The sequence below is a fragment of the Gracilibacillus sp. D59 genome, from assembly GCF_052246695.1.
Classification (GTDB): Bacteria; Bacillota; Bacilli; order Bacillales; family Amphibacillaceae; genus Gracilibacillus.
Genome location: NZ_JBQQCK010000003.1, coordinates 397701 through 413489 on the forward strand (window position 1 = coordinate 397701; position 15789 = coordinate 413489).

13 protein-coding genes and 1 pseudogene are annotated in these 15789 nt (G+C 36.8%); 12 read left to right on the forward strand and 2 right to left on the reverse strand.

The window, feature by feature from the left end; all coding sequences use genetic code 11:
• Positions 1–563 precede the first annotated feature (563 nt).
• Together ACTWP4_RS08135 and ACTWP4_RS08140 are read left to right on the forward strand one after the other, a co-directional pair.
• A complete protein-coding gene (locus tag ACTWP4_RS08135; RefSeq protein ID WP_443128256.1) occupies positions 564–1073 on the forward strand; it encodes a DUF6773 family protein in 510 nt (169 codons plus the stop codon).
• Positions 1073–1273 carry a helix-turn-helix transcriptional regulator gene (locus tag ACTWP4_RS08140; RefSeq protein WP_443128257.1) on the forward strand — a complete coding sequence of 67 codons (201 nt, stop codon included), beginning with the start codon at positions 1073–1075 and terminating at the stop codon, positions 1271–1273. Before ACTWP4_RS08135 ends, ACTWP4_RS08140 begins: the two co-directional genes overlap by 1 nt.
• A 14-nt stretch (positions 1274–1287) precedes the next feature.
• Here the strand turns inward: ACTWP4_RS08140 and ACTWP4_RS08145 are convergent, their stop codons facing one another.
• Both ACTWP4_RS08145 and ACTWP4_RS08150 read right to left on the reverse strand, forming a co-directional pair.
• Positions 1288–3012 carry an ABC transporter ATP-binding protein gene (locus ACTWP4_RS08145; RefSeq protein ID WP_443128258.1) on the reverse strand — a complete coding sequence of 575 codons (1725 nt, stop codon included), beginning with the start codon at positions 3010–3012 and terminating at the stop codon, positions 1288–1290.
• Between the two features lie 65 nt (positions 3013–3077).
• On the reverse strand, positions 3078–3368 hold the full coding sequence (locus ACTWP4_RS08150) for a hypothetical protein (RefSeq protein WP_443128259.1): 291 nt from the start codon (positions 3366–3368) through the stop codon (positions 3078–3080).
• Positions 3369–3829: 461 nt separating this feature from the next.
• Between ACTWP4_RS08150 and ACTWP4_RS08155 the strand changes: the two genes are divergently transcribed.
• The 10 genes and pseudogenes from ACTWP4_RS08155 to ACTWP4_RS08200 all read left to right on the forward strand — a co-directional run bounded on the left by ACTWP4_RS08155 (position 3830) and on the right by ACTWP4_RS08200 (position 15729).
• Positions 3830–4753, forward strand: coding sequence for a prenyltransferase (locus ACTWP4_RS08155; protein WP_443128260.1), 924 nt, complete (start codon positions 3830–3832; stop codon positions 4751–4753).
• Between the two features lie 11 nt (positions 4754–4764).
• The gene (locus ACTWP4_RS08160) at positions 4765–4935 is read left to right on the forward strand and encodes a hypothetical protein (protein ID WP_443128261.1); all 171 of its coding nucleotides are present in this window, start codon (positions 4765–4767) and stop codon (positions 4933–4935) included.
• 5 nt (positions 4936–4940) lie between these two features.
• Positions 4941–5810 (forward strand): ROK family protein, encoded by an 870-nt coding sequence (locus tag ACTWP4_RS08165; protein ID WP_443128262.1) that lies wholly within the window; start codon positions 4941–4943, stop codon positions 5808–5810.
• 272 nt (positions 5811–6082) lie between these two features.
• On the forward strand, positions 6083–6547 hold the full coding sequence (locus tag ACTWP4_RS08170) for a hypothetical protein (RefSeq protein WP_443128263.1): 465 nt from the start codon (positions 6083–6085) through the stop codon (positions 6545–6547).
• Between the two features lie 44 nt (positions 6548–6591).
• Positions 6592–6984, forward strand: a complete 393-nt coding sequence (locus ACTWP4_RS08175) for an SRPBCC family protein (RefSeq protein WP_443128264.1) — start codon at positions 6592–6594, stop codon at positions 6982–6984.
• A 169-nt stretch (positions 6985–7153) separates the two neighbouring features.
• The gene (locus ACTWP4_RS08180; RefSeq protein ID WP_443128265.1) at positions 7154–7669 is read left to right on the forward strand and encodes a hypothetical protein; all 516 of its coding nucleotides are present in this window, start codon (positions 7154–7156) and stop codon (positions 7667–7669) included.
• 506 nt (positions 7670–8175) lie between these two features.
• Positions 8176–11370 (forward strand): FIMAH domain-containing protein, encoded by a 3195-nt coding sequence (locus tag ACTWP4_RS08185; RefSeq protein WP_443128266.1) that lies wholly within the window; start codon positions 8176–8178, stop codon positions 11368–11370.
• A gap of 530 nt (positions 11371–11900) precedes the next feature.
• Positions 11901–12902: pseudogene (locus ACTWP4_RS08190) on the forward strand (ABC transporter substrate-binding protein).
• Positions 12903–12913: 11 nt separating this feature from the next.
• Positions 12914–14647 carry an ABC transporter permease gene (locus ACTWP4_RS08195; RefSeq protein WP_443128267.1) on the forward strand — a complete coding sequence of 578 codons (1734 nt, stop codon included), beginning with the start codon at positions 12914–12916 and terminating at the stop codon, positions 14645–14647.
• On the forward strand, positions 14644–15729 hold the full coding sequence (locus tag ACTWP4_RS08200; protein ID WP_443128268.1) for an ABC transporter ATP-binding protein: 1086 nt from the start codon (positions 14644–14646) through the stop codon (positions 15727–15729). The genes ACTWP4_RS08195 and ACTWP4_RS08200 overlap by 4 nt, the downstream gene beginning before the upstream one ends.
• Positions 15730–15789 lie beyond the last annotated feature (60 nt).

Genomic DNA, 15789 nt, shown 5'->3' on the forward strand with positions numbered 1-15789 from the left:
GATCTATATGATTTTATATAACAAATCCAAGCGGAAGGAACAAAGATTTGTTGAATAAACCCAGATAAACAACAAATCCAAGCGGAGGGAGCAAAGATTTGTTGAATAAATCCAGATAAATGACAAATCCAAGCGGAAGGAACAAAGATTTGTTGAATAAATCCAGATAAACGACAAATCCAAGCGGAAGGAACAAAGATTTGTTGAATAAATCCAGATAAACGACAAATCCAAGTGGAAGGAACAAAGATTTGTTGAATAAATCCAGATAAACGACAAATCCAAGCGGAGGGAGCAAAGATTTGTTGAATAAACCCAGATAAACAACTAATCCAAGTGGAAGTAATAAAGTTTTGTTGATAAGCATCACCTAATTGCTATTTAAGAAAAAGCTAAGATCATAGTCAAACAATAAATAATATGACGGATAATGGTTTCCTGTTCTTTTATGAAGATAATAATATTACAATAAAGACTATATAAATTACTAATTGTAAAATATATATTGCATTAAGTTAAATATTATGTATAATAAAAGTATAACAATTACTGGGGGTAAGATGATGAACTTTTTCAAAAATAAGATTCAAGATGAACGTGTTGTGAATGAACAAAACAAAATTTATCGGGAAATTTACCTTTTGATTTATGCGATCTGCTTATCATCTATGGTGTATAAGTATTTTGAATACGGCTTTACGATCGAACATGTGGCTACCGAACTGGTTATTTTTATTGTTGTAGGAATTTATTATAGTGTTCGAGCATCACAAAAAGGGCTTTTTTCTGTTGAAGTGGAGATGCACGATAGTAAAAGTAAGTGGAGTTATCAGACTAAGACAATTACTATAGGGATTGTTGTAGGAGTTTTATTAGGGCTGTTCTTTGGTATCAATAGTGCATACAGCTATGCAGATAGTCAATCACAAGCGATTTACTATTTCTTCATTACATTTGTGGCATCCGTTATGTTTTATATCCCGATACTTGTGCTTGTACTGGCAATAAGTTATTCATCTGCGAAAAAACGAAGTGATAAAGCAGTGGAAAAACAGCTAGAGGATGATGAATGATGAAAAATCTCAAGCTGAAAGTTGCAAGGGTGGAGCATGATTTGTCTCAGGCAGAACTAGCTGAAAAAGTAGGAGTTACTAGGCAAACAATTGGATTGATTGAACAAGGGAAATATAATCCTAGCCTACAATTATGTATTTCGATTTGTAAAACATTAAATAAAACGCTGAACGACTTATTTTGGCAAGAAGAAGACTAAGTGCTTGGATGCACTTAGTCTCGTTTTTTTTCATACTGTATTTTGTGCAATCGTGCGAACACGCCGTTCTTCGCTAAAAGCTCCTGGTAGCTACCTTCTTCAGCGATGCCATCATTCGTTACGACGACGACACGATCGGCGTCTTTTATCGTTGCTAATCGGTGTGCAATCACTAATGTCGTACGATTTTCTGCAAGCTGATCCAGTGATTGCTGAATCATTCGTTCTGTTTCAGTATCCAAGGCGGATGTTGCCTCGTCCAATATTAATATTGGTGGATTTTTTAAGAATGTACGAGCAATCGCTAATCGTTGTTTTTGCCCACCTGACAGTTTTAAGCCGCGCTCCCCGATTTGGGTATCATACCCATCTGGTAACTCCGCAATAACTTGATCCAAGTGTGCTTTTTTCGCTGCATCGATAATCTCTTCTTCTGTTGCCTGCTGATTTCCGTAGGCGATATTTTCCTGTACAGTTCCAGTAAAAAGGAAGACATCCTGCTGCACGATTCCGATTTGTGAACGTAATGATTTTTTCGTCATTTTACGAATATCGATTCCGTCTATCGTAATGGAACCATCCTTCACATCATAAAACCTTGGAATCAATGAACAAATCGTCGTTTTCCCTGCACCGGAAGGTCCGACAAATGCGACGGTTTCACCAGGATTGATCTGTAAATTAATATTTTCCAATACGGACTTTTGACCATCATAGGAGAAGTCGACTTGATTAAACTGGATTTCACCTGTCAATTTGTCAACTGAAACTGCATTTGGATCATCGTTAATTTCTGGCTCCTTCGACAAGATTTCCTGGAACCGGCGGAATCCTGCCATTCCTTTAGGATACAATTCCAGTAACGCACTGATTTTATCTATCGGTTTAATTAATACATTGGTATAAAGCACAAAGCTGACTAATTCTCCATATCTTAAGTCCCCTTTGAATGTTAACCATGCTCCGACAACAAGGACGATGACAGTAAGGAAGCGAGTCATCATATAGATGCTTGAATGTGTACCAGCCATGACTTTGTAAGCTTTGATTTTTGATTTACGGAACAGACCGTTATCTCGATTGAATCGTTTTAATTCAAAATCTTCATTTGTAAAAGATTGAACGACTCTAACACCAGATACAGCATCTTCCACGCGGGCATTAACACCGGCAATATTGTGATACATCTGCTGCCAAGCTTTGTTCATTGCGATATTGCAGTAAGTTACAAGAGCAATTAACAACGGCACCATCACCAATGCAATTAGAGCAAGTGTCGGGTTGATAGTAAACATAATCCAAAAAGCTCCTGTAAAGGTCATAATCGCAATGAAGAAGTCTTCTGGTCCATGGTGTGCCAATTCACCAATATCAAATAAGTCATTTGTGATTCGGCTCATAATATGACCTGTTTTCGTGTTATCAAAAAAACGAAAAGACTGTCGTTGTACGTGGGTAAATAATTGCTCACGCATATCCGTTTCAATATTTATTCCTAGTTTGTGTCCTAAGTAACTGACAACAAATTGCAAGAAAGTACTGAACAGATATACTACAAATAATAAGATACTGACTGTCACAATCAAATTCCAGTTGCGTTCAGGTAATAGCTCATCTATTAACCATTGGACGGCAATTGGAAAGGCGAGCTCTAAGATTGCAACAATGACAGCACTGGAAAAGTCTATGATAAACAGTCGTTTATGCGGTTTATAATAGGAAAAAAACTGCTTTAACATGTTAGTAATACTCCTTTTTTGTTATTGACTAACATATTATAGCAGAATTTTTCCAAACAAGCCTATTATAAAAAGTTCTTTTTTATACCTGATTTGCCTCCTTCAGTATAATGCTGAGGAATTCGCTGCGTTTTTTCTAGTTCTAATTGATACTGATACCATCCTGCTTGAAAGACTTGACGTAAAATCCATAATCCAAATAATGCTTGTATTACCAATGCCCCTAAAAACCAATCAATCGGAAGAAAGCTTGTAACAAGTATCGCGAAAATAATTTGCAACAATAGTAGCCCCCAATGCATCAAAAATACAATCAAACTACCAGTCAAAATAGCAATAATAAGAAACTGCTCCATAACAATATTTCATTCCTTTCCATAATTGTGGTATCAATCAACTCATTTACTCGTCCATTTCTCTACATTATAAGGAGAGGTGAGCGGTGATGAAGCTACTATATATTATGGATTCATATGGTGGCAGGTATTCTGTGGATCGGCAGATTATTTTTTATCTAGGGTGTCTATCCTGCGATAAGGATCTTACCAGTCTTTCGCAGAAGCAATTTCTTCTACATGAACAGGATTTTTAATGAGAAATAGGGACCAGTGAATGAATAGGAGATGCTTTTTCACTTCTTATTACGGAAAATGGTGGATTACGTCACTCCTAAATGGGTTATGTACTTTAGTATAGGGGACGTTAGTCGGATATTGTTCTTTGGCTTATTAAAAGTAGCTTTCATATGCTCGATAGAAGGCTTAGGATTTTTAATCCTGACTTGGCTAATGGTCATCATATAGAAAAGAGGGATCCAATGGACAAGTACATCGATTTATTTGGATATCGTCATTTGAATCAACCGTATGCATTTAAAGGAAGCTGGTGGAAGATCATTCGTCCACCTACATTAACAGGCTCTATCATGCCAATGATCTATGGTACACTAATTGCTGTTAGTGGCCAATGGCAGTCGATTCGTTATGATCATTTTGTTTTGTTTCTTTTTATCGGGGTTATGGTACAGATGGCTGTTAATATGCTTAATGATTATTTTGATTTTTTAAAAGGGCAAGAAGAAGGAAAATGGTCCGAGGCATCTCGTAGTAAAATTGGAATAACTCCATATTTACAGCAAGTTCCTTTTGTATTTATAGTGCTTGTGGTGTTGTTTTCCATTTTAACTTTATGGTTAGCAATTAAAACGAGTATGATGATCATTACGATTGGTATCGCAGGTTTAGTGCTAGGATATTTTTATTCAGCCGGTCGTTCTTCCCTATCAACACTTGGACTGGGTGAAATGGCTGCAGCTTTTTCGCTTGGATGGTTTCCAATTATGATCGCTAGCTATATTCAAACAGGACACGTAACAGGTGATACGCTATTATTAGCACTGCCTTTTTGTTTGCTAATTGCATCAATGATTTTAACGAACAATACACGTGACATCGAAAAAGATCATTCAACGAGAAATACAATAGCGATTCGGATCGGTCATCAAAAGGCTTATTGGTTACTGTTTTGTATTGTGATCGCAGCTTATATATCAGTGTTTGTATTAATGTTTTTTGGATTACTGCCATTGACAGCTTCTATTGTAGTACTTGCATTTCCGACAGCAGTATCACTATTTCGTCACATGCACCCAGAGTCAGATACAATAAAAAAAGGAATGTTGCAAGCGGCTATTCATCATTTTATCTTTAGTTCGTTGTTGATTATGTGCCTGATAGTATAGAGTAGCTGCATTTGCTTGATGAAAATACTGGAGAAAAAGGATATATTACGGTATTCGATTATGCTACAATAGATTTTAATAAAACAAATCGAACACGACCACCATTCGACAATGGTGAGAAGGAAGAACGAGTGGGTAATGTCATTATTTTGGTCGTTAAAGCAAAAGTTTTAGGGAGGTAACATTAGTGAAGTTAGGTGCAATTGAAGCAGGGGGAACAAAAGTTGTTTTAGCAGTAGGTAATGATCAAGGTGAAATTCTCGAAAAAGAAGTCATTCCGACAGAACATCCAGATATTACGGTACCAAAGGTTATCGCTTTCTTTGAAGGGAAAGGCATCGAACGTCTTGGTCTTGGAGGATTTGGCCCAATTGATATAAATGAAACAAGTCCTGCATATGGACAAGTACAAAAAACACCAAAAACAGAATGGGTTGATTATCCGTTTGGTGCAAAGCTAAAAGAAGGATTAGGTGTACCAATTAACATTGATACGGATGTAAACGTAGCGGCGATGTCAGAAGCAAAATGGGGAAATGCAACCGATGTTGATACTTGCCTGTATATCACTGTCGGTACTGGAATAGGTGCAGGTGCATATTTCCATGGTCAAACATTAAAAGGTCTATCCCATCCTGAAATGGGTCATATTAAAGTCCGCCGCCACCCGGAAGATACCTATGAAGGCACTTGTCCATATCATGGTGATTGTCTCGAAGGTGTTGCAGCCGGCCCATCCTTGGAAAAAAGATGGGGGAAGAAAGGTCATGAACTAGCAGATGATGACAAAGTGTGGGAAATCGAAGCTTTTTATTTAGCACAAGCCTTAACAAGCTACATATATATATTATCGCCCGAGCGGATTATTATGGGCGGGGGCGTAATGAAACAACAACAACTGTTTCCGTTAATCCGAAAAAATGTACTGGAAATGCTTAATGGCTATGTTAGCTCCCCATATTTAACAGAAAAAGAAATAGATAACTATATTGTATCGCCAGGACTGACAGATGAAGCAGGTGTGAAAGGTGCTTTGTATCTCGCGATGCAGGAATAAACTTGTGATTGAGTGAATGCCATTTTGACAGATTTGTAAAAATGATTAAATAAATGTTGCTACAGAGGGGGTCAAAAACCCCCCCTCTGATGGAAGTGACTTGATAAAAGAAGTAATAGTGTAGCTAGGCGGTCATCTATGGTCGTCTTTTTTTAGTATGAAAAATTTATTCTTTTTATGGAATATTATGTTAATATGAAATTATTCAGATGTTGAAGGGCAGGTTAGAAACACAAGCTATAGGGACAGTATTGTATTACAGAACGAGGGGGATGCTTATCCAACATTTTTATGTACCTTTACTATTTATAATTGTCTTATTAAGTGCTTGTTCCAGTAAGGAAGAGCCTATAAAAATAGAAGATAAAGATTTTGCCGATTTGTTAGTTGTTCAAAAGGTAGAAAACAATATATCTTCACAAGGAACGGAAACTATTATAAAAGATAAAGAAAAAATTAAAGAAATATTATCTATTGTTGAGGGAGTACAAGTAGAGGAAATGGAAAGCGAACAATTATTCAAAGAAATGAAGTCAGGAATTGTATATATGTTTGCTTTCTTTAAAGAAGATGGAACTAAACCGAAAAAGGGAGAATATGCTTTTAACATTTTAGAAGATGGTACTATTCTATTTAGCTATGACAATGTAGGGTATACAAATATTCCAGCTATTACAACAGAGAAACATATAAACTTACTTAATAAAATGAAACAGACGTTAAATATAAATTATTAAGTAAAAAAACAACAAAGGGTTTGGCCTTGTAAAGGAGATTGCAGATGCCGATTATTAAACACCACCAGTTTATTGAAGCGCCTGTGGAAATATGTTTTAATCTTGCAAGAAACGTAGTTATACATACTAAAACCAGTGCTAAAACTAAGGAAACTGCTGTGGATGGAGTGACCCAAGGTTTATTAGAAGAGGGAGATACTGTTACATGGGAAGCAACTCATCTTGGTATTAAACAAAGGTTAACTGCTAAAGTAACTCATATGGAAAAACCTATCGAGTTTGTAGATATCATGCTAAAAAGGCCTTTCCACTCTTTTACTCCAATTGGCTGGATTGCTGACAAATTGTTTTTGGAAAAATATATGACTAGATTTATAATCTCTCGTGCAAAAGAATTAAAATCGTTTGCTGAAAAACAGAATAGATTATTACGCTAGTGGGTTAGTGTCAGATACTATCTCAGCCGAAGCCGCTCAAGTAATGCTTATTCCATCAGAATTTCATGGAAAAGTCCGTCATGTTTAAAAGGTTCACAAAATGTTCACTTATGAAAAGTTCCCAACATCGCTATAATAATCAAGGTGTAAAAAAGAAGGGATGTTGTTGATGATAAACAATATACAAGTAGAAAAAAGACTTCCGAGAAACGGAAAAGAAGGCATAATTTTTTTATTAATCATTTCTATTATTTCCGTAAATACTATAGCTCCGATTATTATGGGATTGGAACTTGGCTTTAGTAACGAGGTTTATGTGGAAACGCTAAAGATTATTCCGTTTATGTGGGTTATCGTTGTTGTGTTAGTTAGTTTGGTTGCAGAACCAGTAGTAGGGAAGGTGATGCCAAAATTAATAGAACAAACGGATGGATTTAATGCTAGAGTGTTATTGAATATTTTATTACATGTTACGGTGTTATCTATTCTTTTAACAATTATAGGAAATTGGGTCGGTACGAAACAAATAAGTGTTGAACCTTTCCAAAATTTCTTTCATGCCTGGCCAAGAAACTTTGGTGTAGCATTTTGGATTGAACTGTTGATTGCACAGCCAATAGCGAGATTTGCAATGAAAAAATTACATGAAAGACAAGATAGCAAAAGAGAAATTGTTGATTTTTAACACGTAAAAGCCGACTGATAAATATTAGTCGGTTTTTTTATATAAATCACCTGTATACAAATCTTTAGTGTTTGAAATGGTGAAAAGTAAAAATATTATTAATAATGAGCAAAAAATTGTTATAGTGTACTGTTCTGATATGATTATAATCTAGTTTGTAGATACTATTTTTGGTAAATCGAATAATAAATGCTAGATAAAAACAGTATTAATTTTAACGATCATCGAAATGTAAGCGTTTTAATTTTGTCAAAACATCAAAAATATATTTGGCGCCAAGAAGCTAATCCTCATTGTTAATGAATAACAAAAAATGAAGCTATTATAAAAAACTATAACATCTTTAATTTGAAATCCTCCTCATTTAGTAGCCCAAACAACAAGGTAAAACAAAAATAATTATTTTATATCAACTAATTTCATTTAAGGGGGTGATGTATAAGATGGGTTGGCTTATTAGGCCATAAAGAAACAATTACTTTTTATAAAAAGGAGAGTGTACGTCTGTGAAGAAGGACAAGAGGATTATATTACTTTGTATCATAAGCTTTTTACTCATTGGTCTAGCATTTAGTTCAACTATATTTGCTAGCGAAGTAGATTCTACAGTCTTTACGGAAGAAGAGCTGAAAAATAATGATTATATTCTTTACTTCGTCAATGCTGGGGATACGACTCCTGAAACAGTAGAAGGTAATGACAAAATGGGGTTATATGCTAGTAAGACAGAGCAAATGTATGGAGTAGATGAGGTAACAGGTAAATCATGGGGATTGGTTACGGAAACTACTAATACTTCAACAAGAGATACGTCTGATAAGTATGGTACTCTAAGGTATTATAATGGAGAACAAACTCGTGATAAGGCAATTGAATACAATTTCGAATTGCCAGAAGGTGAGTATGAGATTACGGTAGGCTTTAAAAACCCATGGAGTGGAAGAAGTGTCAATATTATAAGTGAAGACGAAAACTTATCTAATGGAGATTTTGCAATTGGCAGTGAAGGAGAAGAAAAAGAGGTTACTTATTATCAAGTTCCTGTAACGGATGGGAAATTGAATTTTAAAATTCAAGGGCCAGCAGAGGATAAACTCACCAACTATAATGATCCATTAGTAAATTACATCATAGTGAAGAAATATGTAGTTCTTCCTTTATCTTATTTAGAGGATAAAATCGCAGAATCTAAGATAGAGGCAGAAAAAACAGATATATATACACCAATTAGCTTAGGAGTATTAAATAATGCAATATCAGAGGCAGAGAATTATGTTGGCGAAATAAATGAAAATAATTTGGATGTCGAATCGCCAGAAGTACAAGAAGAAATTCGTGGTAAAGTCAATCAACTTGATGAAGCCTTAGCTAGCTTGATAGTTAACACCTTAAATGAGTCTTTTAAACCAGGGCAACCATGGTTAGATACGAATGGTGCAGTTATTCAAGCACATGGTGGCGGGATCATGTATGATGAAAAAACGGAAACATACTATTGGTACGGGGAAGATAAAACCAATGGTTACCTTCCAGCGACAGGTGTTCATGCCTATTCTTCAAAGGATTTATATAACTGGAAAGACGAAGGTGTAGTCATGAAAGCAGTCGAAAAGAGAGAAGATTTGGACGAAGATCCGTATTTTGCAGAATTGTATAAGAATAGATCTGCCGAGGAAAAAGATGCTATTTTCAGTGATATAAACCAAGAACGTGGCGTATTAGAGCGACCAAAGGTTATTTATAATGAAGAAACAGATAAGTATGTATTATGGTTACATGTCGATGGACCATATGAGGGATCAGATTCTAACTATGCCAAAGCAAAGGCTGGTGTGGCAATTAGTGATTCCCCAACAGGACCATTTGAATACTTGGAAAGTAATCGCTTAAACAAAATGCCCGAAGGTTATGAATATAAAGTCCGTAATACTGGTATGTCCAGAGATATGACTTTATTTAAAGACGATGATGGTACTGCTTATATTATTTATGCCAGTGAAGAAAATTACTCTTTGTATATTTCTAAACTTAATGAAGAGTACACTGCCCTTGCTGGAGATGAATATGGAAAAGATTTTACGCGTGCGATCTATAATGGTCATCGTGAAGCACCAGCTATATTCAAGTACAAAGATAAGTACTATTTAATTACTTCAGGTGCTACAGGGTGGGATCCTAACCCAGCAAGGTATCATGTCGCAGACTCTATCTTAGGAGAATGGACAGATATGGGTAACCCGATTGATGGAGAAGGAGCATCTACCACACATGATTCACAAAGTACGTATGTAATTCCGGTTGATCCGGCAAATGGTAAGTTCATCTACATGGGTGATCGATGGAATCGAAATGACTTGGCAAATTCTAGGTATGTTTGGTTACCGATAGAATTTGGACAGAATGGTGAGCTTTCCATTGATTGGTATAATGAATGGCAACTTGACTTACTCGATAAGATGTCTGGGGTAACGATCAATACGAAGCTGCCTGAGAAAGTGCTAATTAATGAGACACCTGATTTACCAACCACTGTGAATGTTACAACGGACAAAGGTGACACTTTTGATACACAAGTAGAGTGGTCCTATAATAACGAACAATTTGATCAAGAGGGAACCGCAGTAGTGGAAGCAACACTTCCTGAGTTAGATAAAGTGCTCAAAATAAAGATTTCTGTTGTTCCTCTAGTTAAAATGACAGGTTTTGATTTTGGTACAGACGTGTTATATTATGGTGATCAATATTCTTTGATAACTACTGTGACTAATAATACGGAATCTAAAAAAGATATCACGCTAAATGCAGATGCTCCAATCGATTGGAAGGTAGAACCAGTATCTGTCCAATTAGACGGTCTGGAATCTAAACAAGTAGAGTTATCTGTCATACCTCCTGCAAAAGCGGATGCTAATGTATTTAACTTAACCGTAAAGGCTAAATTCGATGATAATTTGGAAACAAATGAACTGGAAATTTTAGCTGTACCAAAAGCAGAAGATTCCGTATTTGCCCTTGATGCGGGTACTTCAGATAGTGTAGTTTTTGGGGAGTATAGTCGACTTTCGCCTGAAGATACATGGGATGGAAGCAAAGGTTATGGTTGGATTGGTGAAGTACCTGATAACCGTGATAGAGGTCAGGTAGACTCGTTAAGAAGAGATCTTGTAGCTTCCTTTCATCCAGCTACACTAAAACTTTCTATCCCTGCTGGTTACCATACCATAAATGTTATGTCTGGAGACCGGCAATATAGCCAAGCCAATACAACTGTTACAGTAAATGGTGAAGAGGTTGCTGAAACAGGCGGAACTGATGTAGGTGAGTTTAAAGTCCTTTCATTTTTAGTAAATGGCGGAGAAACAGGGAAAGAAGTGGAGTTAGGTCTTTCAGGTGAGACAGATAAACACTGGGTAATCAATGCATTGATGGTACAAGAATTTACACTCGAATCTTTATCAACCTTATTACAAACTTATGTTGAGTCGGGTGAATTATCTGATCCATTAGTTAATGTACTAAATAACAGACTTAGACTAGCAGAAAAACACTTTGCTGATGAAAAGACTGAACAAGCTGCGAAGGCAGTAGAGGATTTCTTAAAACACGTAAATAAAGAAGAGAACAGCAAGCATGTTTCCTCTACCGCCAAAGAGAAGTTAGAAGAATTAACATTAAGCATAATCAACAATATGATAAAATAATATGTTACTTTTTGGGACGGCTCCCCTTCGATCTACTTTTGGAAAAGGAGGGACCGTCCCTTTTCTAAGGTAGGGAGGTATAAAAAGTTGGTATCACAGCCTATGCACTTTCACAGGGATAACAACCCAAGTTGCTAGATCTGACAAAAGTTGTAGCGCATGCATTAACTGAAGGGCAACCCCCACGGAAAGGGGAGAGAGCAGCCGGAGTGGTGGTTAAACGGTCGATATATTCATAATGGCTACAAATAGCAATCGCCACAAGCCTACTAAGCATATAGTTAAGGCTTGGCGGGTTTTGCCCAGTTTTCTTCATTTTTAGTTTAAGAATTTAAAGTAAATGTAAATAAATTTACACCTATTCTTCTCCAACTCCCTCTGGATGCAAAAGCGCAACAATTATATCCTTATCCTCCCTTTACATGTACTTAACGAATTCCATACATTCTGTTTAATTGTTATTAATAGTTGAGCTGTACAATAATAAGTACAGGCTAATTTCACTAAACATTAGAGGAGAGGAATTAATTATGATTAAAATGAGGATTTCTATTATTTTTTTAATTGTTATATCATTACTTGCAGCATGTTCCAATAGTACATCAGGAAAAGAGGGAGAGGTTTCTGGTGAATTCTCCTTTTAAGCATCCCAACCTGATGCAGATGCGGAACAATTAGTGGAAGCATTTAATGAACAATATCCAGATGTCACGGTGTCGATTTATCGATCTGGAACAGAAGAAGTGATCAGTAAAGTGCTAGCAGAATCTCAAGCAGGAGATGTTCAAGCAGATGTGTTACTTGTAGCAGATGCAGTTACATTTGAAAGCCTTAAAGAACAAGACATGTTATTATCCTATGAATCACCGGAATTAGAAGCAATTCCTGATCGTTTTATCGATCCAGATCATATGTATACAGGAACAAAAGTCATGTCAACGGCTATGGTTGTAAACACAGAAAATGTAACAGATATGCCAACATCATGGAATGCTTTAACAGAAGCAAGGGATAATGTAGCAATGCCAAGTCCATTGTATTCCGGTGCAGCGGCTTATAACTTGGGTGTGTTTACTCGAAATGGCAATTTTGGCTGGGAGTATTATGAGGCCTTACAAGCGAATAATCCGACAGTTACACAAGGTAACGGAGCAGTTCTAAAAGCTGTAGCTGCTGGAGAAGTAGATTACGGAATGGTAGTAGACTTTATTGTTGCACGTGCTGAGGCGGAAGGATCACCAGTAACTCTAGTATATCCTGAAGAAGGTGTTCCGGTAATTACAGAACCAATCGGTATAATGAAAGATCCAAAAAATGAAGAAGCTGCCAAAGCATTTGTCGATTTTGTCCTTTCTGAAAAGGGTCAGCAATTAGCAAAGGATATTGGCTATACTCCGATCCGTGAGGGAGTAGAAGCACCAGAAGGATTAAAGACAATTGATGAGATGGAAGTGCTTGAAGCAGATATTAATGAATTGTATCAAGCCAGAGATGAAGATAAACAAAAATTCAGTGAGTTGTTTGGAGAATAGGATGAGCACGAATGAAAAATATGTCTAATACTTACAAGGAGATAATGCCATCACGTGCATTATCTCCATTGTTTAAGGTGAAATTATTTAAAATAATGGCATTACTAGCGATCGTTATTTTCTTTTTAATCCCAATTTTAAGGCTAATCCTACTAAGTTTTCAGGTAGATAATCAACTGTCTCTGCAAAATTATGCAGATATATTACAAGATTCTAAGACATGGACCGTGTTGATTGATACGATTTTGATTGTGATAGGTTCTACTTTTATCTCGGTAACGTTAGGTGTGTTACTAGCTTGGCTGGTCGCTTATTCAGATATACGAGCGAAAAAATGGATGCAGGTATTTATTATTATGCCATTTGTCATTCCGTCCTATATATCAACACTAGCGTGGACCCAATTTTTAGGAGCGAATGGTCTTTATGGGAAAATGATATCCATCTTACCATTTTCGTTAGAACCGATTAATTTGTACAGTATGGGTGGAATCATCTTTGTGTTAGGATTTTCCCATTATCCATTAGTATATCTACTTTCCGTCAGTGTATTTCGTAAGGTGCCACGTGAAGTGGAACAGGCATCTCGTGTGTCAGGGGCTAGCGGCTGGAGAACTTTTATGAAAGTAACGGTTCCATTAGCACTTCCAGGAATAGCCAGTGGAGGGTTTCTTGCCTTTTTAGCAAACCTTGATAATTTTGGAATTCCGGCATTCTTGGGGATTCCTGCACAAATTGATGTGTTGAGCACATACATTTATCAGCAAGTGGTTGGTTTTGGACCATCCGCATTCCAAAGGGCAGCAACTCTATCTGTATTACTTGGAGTTATTGCTTTATTTGGTACTTTCGTGCAATGGCTGTTATTGAAAAAGTCAAGACGATTGGAAACGACTGTAGAAGACAAAAAGCCACGTGTTTATCTAGGTAAGTCTAGAAAATGGATTGAAATAGTATTGTGGAGTTTTTTTCTGATAACTAGTCTAGTTCCATTCATTTCGATGATGATGACCTCTTTATTATCAGCATATGGAGTGGATTTTACATGGGAGAATATAAGCCTGAAAAACTACCAATTTGTACTGGACACTAGTCCGAAAGCTAAACGAGCTATTGGAAATAGTATGCAATTGGCACTTATTATCACGGTTATCGGATTGGTAATCGGAACCGCATTTGCTTATTACCGTGTGCGTAAACCAAACCGCTGGAGTCAATTTTCGGAAATGGCTATTAGTTTACCTTACGCATTACCTGGAACAGTGATGGCATTATCGATGATTTTTGCATGGATGGAACCTATACCCGGCTGGAATCCAGGGATTTACGGTTCGGTTATGATTCTCTTTTTTGCCTACTTTACCAGATTCTTAATCTTGCAGGTGAGGGGAAGTGTTACAGCCGTATTGCAAGTGGATGTAACGATGGAAGAAGCAGCAATGGTGAGCGGTTCGAATGGCTGGTCAAAATGGAGGAGAATTTTAATTCCGCTGTTATTACCAAGTATTTTAAGTGGTGCATTTCTTGTTTTTCTAACAGCATTAACCGAACTAACGGTCTCTTCTTTGTTATGGTCAAGCAATGCCGAGACAATCGGTGTTGTGATATTCGGTTTTGAACAAGCAGGATATACAACCTATTCCACAGCCTTTTCCAGTTTAATTCTCGCGTTGATATTATTCGGATTTATAAATTTGTACTTACTTCAATATATTTGGAACAGAAAGGTGGCAAACGTCAAATGACCATAACAATTAACCAACTAAGCAAAGAATTTGACGGTTTTCAGGCACTAAAAAAGATTAATTTGCAAGTAAGTGAGGGAGAGTTTATCGCTATCTTAGGCCCTTCTGGTTGTGGAAAAACAACATTACTAAGAGTATTGGCAGGCTTTCTTTCTCCGAGTGAGGGAGAGATCGTGATTGGTAATGCAACAGTTGGCAATCCAAAAGAAACATTACCGCCGGAACGAAGAAATATTGGTATGGTTTTTCAATCTTTTGCATTATGGCCACATTTAAATGTAAAGGAACATATTCGATTTCCTCTGATGCACCATCGCTTTGTACCAGATGCAATAAAAAAGAAACAGCATGATCGCATGAAAGAAGTATTAAAAATGGTTAATCTGGAACCATTTGCTGATCGTATGCCAACCGAGCTGTCTGGTGGGCAAAAACAACGTGTTGCATTGGCAAGAGCGATCGCACCTCAACCTGAACTTTTACTGATGGATGAACCATTAAGTAATTTGGATGCGGAATTGAGAATGGAAATGCGCGGTGAAATCCAAGCTTTACATCAACTGACAAAGGCAACAATTGTCTATGTCACACATGATCAAGGAGAAGCCTTGGCAATGGCAGACCGGATTGTTGTAATGAACCAAGGAGAAATAGAGCAAATAGGCACACCAAGCGAAATCTATAGCAAACCAGAATCTCCATTTGTTGCACGTTTTGTAGGAAAAGCTAATTTAGTAGAAGGCAACTGGAACGGAAAATATTTTACCCCTTCTTTGTTTCCTGATATTCAATGGCCGGATACTGGTGTTGTTTCGGAAATGAAAAAACGAAACATTTTTCCAGTTCGACCGGAACAGTTTCGATTGTCAGAAGATAATCAAGATGAAACTGGATTACCTGGTCTGATAACCAGTGTTCAGTTTCAAGGAAAAGAAATACACTACACTGTTCAAATAACTAATCAAACATGGACTGTTCATACTGATGTATCACAGCAATTTTCTTTAGGCGAACAGGTGTATATGCATTTGTCTGTTCCAGATAATATAGAAAACAAACACCTTAAACACCAAGCAATATAATCGCTTACATTCTATCTCTATGCTAAAATGATGCTAGATTTGATAGGAGAGGTGAGAGAG

Bases quoted from the DNA above. Each gene is read 5' to 3' on its own strand.
- ACTWP4_RS08135 (WP_443128256.1), top strand. From the start codon at position 564: ATGAACTTTTTCAAAAATAAGATTCAAGATGAACGTGTTGTGAATGAA.
- ACTWP4_RS08140 (WP_443128257.1), top strand. From the start codon at position 1,073: ATGAAAAATCTCAAGCTGAAAGTTGCAAGGGTGGAGCATGATTTGTCT.
- ACTWP4_RS08145 (WP_443128258.1), bottom strand. From the start codon at position 3,012: ATGTTAAAGCAGTTTTTTTCCTATTATAAACCGCATAAACGACTGTTT.
- ACTWP4_RS08150 (WP_443128259.1), bottom strand. From the start codon at position 3,368: ATGGAGCAGTTTCTTATTATTGCTATTTTGACTGGTAGTTTGATTGTA.
- ACTWP4_RS08155 (WP_443128260.1), top strand. From the start codon at position 3,830: ATGGACAAGTACATCGATTTATTTGGATATCGTCATTTGAATCAACCG.
- ACTWP4_RS08170 (WP_443128263.1), top strand. From the start codon at position 6,083: ATGCTTATCCAACATTTTTATGTACCTTTACTATTTATAATTGTCTTA.
- ACTWP4_RS08175 (WP_443128264.1), top strand. From the start codon at position 6,592: ATGCCGATTATTAAACACCACCAGTTTATTGAAGCGCCTGTGGAAATA.
- ACTWP4_RS08180 (WP_443128265.1), top strand. From the start codon at position 7,154: ATGATAAACAATATACAAGTAGAAAAAAGACTTCCGAGAAACGGAAAA.
- ACTWP4_RS08195 (WP_443128267.1), top strand. From the start codon at position 12,914: ATGAAAAATATGTCTAATACTTACAAGGAGATAATGCCATCACGTGCA.
- ACTWP4_RS08200 (WP_443128268.1), top strand. From the start codon at position 14,644: ATGACCATAACAATTAACCAACTAAGCAAAGAATTTGACGGTTTTCAG.